Origin of the sequence: Sphingomonas sp., assembly GCF_039594485.1 — a bacterium.
Taxonomy (GTDB): domain Bacteria; phylum Pseudomonadota; class Alphaproteobacteria; order Sphingomonadales; family Sphingomonadaceae; genus Sphingomonas.
Genome location: NZ_JBCNNI010000076.1, coordinates 1 through 4,629 on the forward strand (window position 1 = coordinate 1; position 4,629 = coordinate 4,629).

The 4,629-nt window shown below is 66.3% G+C and carries 2 protein-coding genes and 1 pseudogene; 2 read left to right on the forward strand and 1 reads right to left on the reverse strand.

Annotated elements, in window-relative coordinates:
* Positions 1 to 114: 114 nt before the first annotated feature.
* Positions 115 to 2,457: pseudogene (locus ABDV78_RS19420) on the reverse strand (Tn3 family transposase).
* A gap of 143 nt (positions 2,458 to 2,600) precedes the next feature.
* Here ABDV78_RS19420 and ABDV78_RS19425 point away from each other — a divergent pair.
* Both ABDV78_RS19425 and ABDV78_RS19430 read left to right on the forward strand, forming a co-directional pair.
* The gene (locus ABDV78_RS19425) at positions 2,601 to 3,233 is read left to right on the forward strand and encodes a recombinase family protein (RefSeq protein ID WP_343529088.1); all 633 of its coding nucleotides are present in this window, start codon (positions 2,601 to 2,603) and stop codon (positions 3,231 to 3,233) included.
* A 12-nt stretch (positions 3,234 to 3,245) separates the two neighbouring features.
* Entirely contained in the window at positions 3,246 to 4,454 is a 1,209-nt protein-coding gene (locus tag ABDV78_RS19430; RefSeq protein WP_343529087.1) for an aspartyl protease family protein, read from the forward strand.
* The last annotated feature ends 175 nt before the right edge of the window (positions 4,455 to 4,629 follow it).

The window sequence follows — 4,629 nt, forward strand, 5'->3', positions numbered from 1 at the left end:
CTATGCTGTATCGCTCGACGGACTGCCTCAGTCGTCGTGGCGCTCCCATGGAGTATCTGGCCCATAGTGCATCCTTCCACTCGCTCGTGAATAATGCACCATCAAAGCCTGGGATCAAACATCTAGGTCGCGGATGCGCGGCGCGAAGCGGAAGCCGAGCAGCTGGCACAGGCCGAAGACGTGATCGACGGCGCCCGCGGTGTCGGTCGCATGTTCGCGGATCGCGATCCCGCTTTCATGGTCGAGCAACCCGTCGATGACGTGCGGGGCCTCACCGGCATTGGCGGCGATGACCTTGCTGTGGAAGGGCGCGAAGCGGTCGGAGACATGGGTGTAGAACAGTACGCCCGGCTCGCTGCCGTAGCGGGCATTGTGGTCGGCGCGGGCCTCACCGCGTCCGCCCGCACGGAAGAACTGCCCGTCCGACGAGGAGGTGTCGCCCGGTCCCCACAGCCGACTGAGCGGATGGGCATGGTGATGGTCGACGATCGCGGCGAGCGCGCCGGCATAGGTTTCGTCGCGGATATGCCATTCGGCGGTCCACAGCAGCCGGGCATGGGTCAGCCCGCGCGAGCTTTCCGCCATGCGGGCCAGACCGAGGTTGGTGCCATCGGCGAGGATCGCACCCATTAGCGCAGGCTGGTCGCGTGCCGCCATGCCGGTGCGGGCATGGACGAAGCGATCGGCGAAGCCGGTCCATGCCGAGACCTCGGCGAGCAGGTCGGTGATCCGGATGCGCGGCAACAGACAATAGAGGCGGGCCTTCAGTTCCTCCGCCTCGTCCGGCGTCGAGCGCCGCAACGGCGAGATGGTCAGGCGGCCGTCCTCGATCGCGGCGTCGGGCAGCGTTCCTTCGGCTGCCGCACGCTCCACCTCGTCCATGCGCTGACGCAGCCGATCCCGGTGCGCGGTGATCCAATCGGATGCGCTCCCGTTTACCGCGAGGCCGAGCTGCCCTTCGCCGCGCATGGTCGCAAAGGCCGGGGCTGGCAGGAGATAGTCGTCGAGCGTGCGATAGGCGCGGCTGCCGTCCACCCAGACCGCGCCCGAGGCGAGCCGGTCACGCAGGTGAACCAGCACCGCGATCTCCCAGGCGCGCCGGTTGAACACACCATCGGTTGGCAGCACGACACGACGCCATTTGGGCTTGAGGAACGACACGGGCGCCTTGCGCGGCAGGATCGTGCGGCCGTCCGCATAGAAGGTGCGGAGCAGTTCGACCGCGCCGAGCAGCGGATCGCCCACTCTGGCGGTGCGGAAGCAGAACGCGCCGAGAAAGGTCGGCAGGAAGCGGCGAACCGCCGGGTAGCGTTCCACCACCTCGTCGAGGCCGTCTTCGCCGGGGCGGGTCAGCTCCTCGGCCGCGCGCAGGCTCTGTTCGAGCGCCGGCCATCCGATCCGCTCGTCGACGAGCGCCAGCGCATTGCGACCGGTGCCACGCGCGTCGAGCAATACCCGCCCGAGGCGGATATGCAGGCGGGCGGTATCGCGGAACAGCCGCGCCTGGTCGATCAGCCGTTCCGACCGGGTGCGATCGGCACGCCGGAACATGCCGCCCACCAGCTTCTCGGCCATCAGGAGGGCGGCGTCGGTCAGCGCCACCTCCATCTCGATCGCGAAGGCGACCAGCGTGGCAAGGCGACGCCGCCCTTCGAGCCGTGTCAGGTGCTGCGCGGTCATGATCGCCGCCTCGCGCGCGATCACGGCATAGCGACTGGCATGGATGCGCCGTGCCCGTCCGGCCTCGATGCCGAGGCCACGGACATGATCGAGCCGTTCGACGATCGCCTTGAGGTTGCCGGCACCCGGCGCTTCCGGCCAGTCGCGTATCCACGCCAGGGGCGAACGGGTGGGTGTTCCCCCGATCCGCATCAGGGCATCGAGCCGCTCCACCTGATCCGGTGTGAGGTCGCGGCCGAGCCGGGCGAACGCCTGCCGCCGCGCTTCCGCGCGGGCGACCAGCGCGATCCGTTCGAGAACCGCCGGCACCGGCAGCACGACACCCGCCCCGCGCAACCGCTCGACCATGGCCGCGACGATGGCATCGCAGCGGTCGGTGGATGCGGCCACCTCGCTGGCGGTTGCGAAGACCATTACGCGATCGGCGCGCTCGAAGGCGCGGAGGCCGAGCCTGCGTTCGATCGCGGCACGATGCTCGCGCAGCGTTGTGTCGCGTGCGGCATAATCGGCAATGGCGTCGGGCGCGCAGCCGATTTGCGCGGCCAGCACCGCGAGCATCGCCGCAGGTGGCACCTCGCCGGGTTCGATCGCCCGGCCGGGATGGCGGAGCTAGCCGAGCTGCACCGCATAACCGATCCGGTTGGCGGCGCGCCTGCGCCGGAACACCTCGACCAGATCGTCTGGGCCAAGCGTGTACAGCCGCTCGATCACGGCTGGGTCCGATGGCGGATCGAACAGCGCGGCGCGCTGCGCCGGCGACAGTATGTGCGCGACCATCTTGACCCTGTTCCCCCTGGTGTCACACAATCATGCCGCGATGACGTTGACGCGACATAGCCGGAGTGACTGGTTAAGTGACAGGAAGGCGGCGCTTTGCGGCGCTGCCGTCATCTGTCACTTGGACGCTCGTTAAAGTGACGGTGCTGATCGGCTATGCGCGGGTGTCGAAGGCGGACGGCAGCCAGGTCATCGACCTCCAGCGCGATGCGCTGGCGAGGGCCGGGGTCGATCTGGAACATCACCTTTATACCGACGCCGCGTCGGGCAAGCGTGACGACCGGCCAGGGCTCGACGCCTGCATCAAGGCATTGCGCCACGGCGACACGCTGGTGGTATGGAAGCTCGACCGGTTGGGGCGCGACCTGCGGCACCTCGTCAACTTGGTCGGCGACCTGACGAGGCGCGGCATCGGGCTCAAGGTGCTCGCCGGCGAGGGCGCGTCGATCGACACCGCCACCGCCAACGGCCGCCTCGTCTTCGCGATCTTCGCCGGCCTCGCCGAGTTCGAGCGCGAGCTGATCGTCGAGCGGACCAAGGCCGGCCTCGCTGCGGCGCGTGCCCGCGGGCGCAGCGGGGGCCGCCCGTTCAAGATGACGCCCGCCAAGCTTCGCCTCGCCCAGGCCGCGATGGGCAAACCCGAAACCAAGGTCGCCGAACTGTGCGCCGAGCTCGGAATCACCCGCCAGACGCTCTACCGCTTCGTCGGGCCAAAGGGGGAGATCAGATCGGACGGCGAGAAGCTGCTGAAGCGCAAATCACGATCACTGGTATAGGGGGACACAAGAATGCCGAAAATACGGGCCGCATACCGCTTCCTCGCCGTATCGATGGTATTGATGGCAACGCCAGCCTTGGCCCAGCACCAACAAAGTACTTCCCCGCCACTATCCTTCGGTCGAGGCGTAGCCTCCGTCGATCCCCAGCAACAGGATCGGTGGATCGAGCTGGACGCGGACGGCCTCGTCATCATGCCGATCATGCTGAACGGTCAGCGTCTGATGGCGATGGTCGATACCGGTGCCCCGACGACCACAGTCGATGCCGACTGGGCGACGCGACACGGTCTGCGGCTTCAGCCCTATCAGAAGATCCGCTCGATGGGCGGTAATGCGGTGCAAGCCTATATAGCGCCCATAGACCGACTTCAGATTGCCGGGTTTCAGCAGGCCGGTGGTTCCGTTCAGGTTACGGATCTCAGCCCCTTGTCGGCGACTGCGGGCACACCGATCGACGCCGTGATCGGTGTGGACTTCCTGTCAGCCTATGCCGTCACGCTGGACCTCGACAAGCATCGTATTCGCTTTCAGCCGAGCGGCTCGCCGCATCCTTCGGGGGATATCGTGCCGGTCGAACTGCGCGACCACGGACGCGGATTGAGCACAAAGCTCTTTATTGGAAAACACCTGCTGTCGTCCGTCATGATCGACACCGGAGATGACGCCAGCATGGCGATCACCAAGAGCGCCTGGCACTTATCAGATGCGCCACTGCGTCTGACGGATATCGCATCCACCGGTTTGAGCGGCGATGTAATCCTGTCGGAGCTGGGCCGCGTCGACGGCGTTCGGTTCGGGAGTAAGGTATTCGACAAAGTCCCCATGATGTTCGAGCCGGCGCCGCTTGTTCCTGGGGACGAAGCCCGCATCGGCATGAAGCTGCTCAACCGCTTCAACATCTTCCTGGACATCGGACAGCGGGTGATGGTCCTGTCGCCACGATCCGTTTCCCCCACGTCCGATCCCATCACGATGTCCGGCATACAGGGTATGTGGTCGGACGCCGGGTTGCAGATCGTCCATGTGATGAAGGGGTCCCCTGCCGAAGCCCTGAGGTTGCGCGCTGGCGACCGCATCTGCGCGATCGACGGGACGAGGATCACGGCCGATGATCGGTCGCCGCTGAGAACATGGAGTTTGGGGCCGGCGGGCAAGGTGATCCCGCTGACGATGTGCGACGGCCGTATTCTACCGATCACGCTGCAGGAGTTTTACTGACACTCCCCTGACGCGTCTTCCTATCACAACGCCGGTCAGCCCTTAGCGTATGAGGTGGCTCGGGGAATTTGAACAGCGTGGATAAGTGGATTGTCGATCTGACAGCGGCCATGCTGGCCGTAAGCAGGAGGCAAGATGAGCAAGCGACCCCGTCGGAACCACAGCCCGGCGTTCA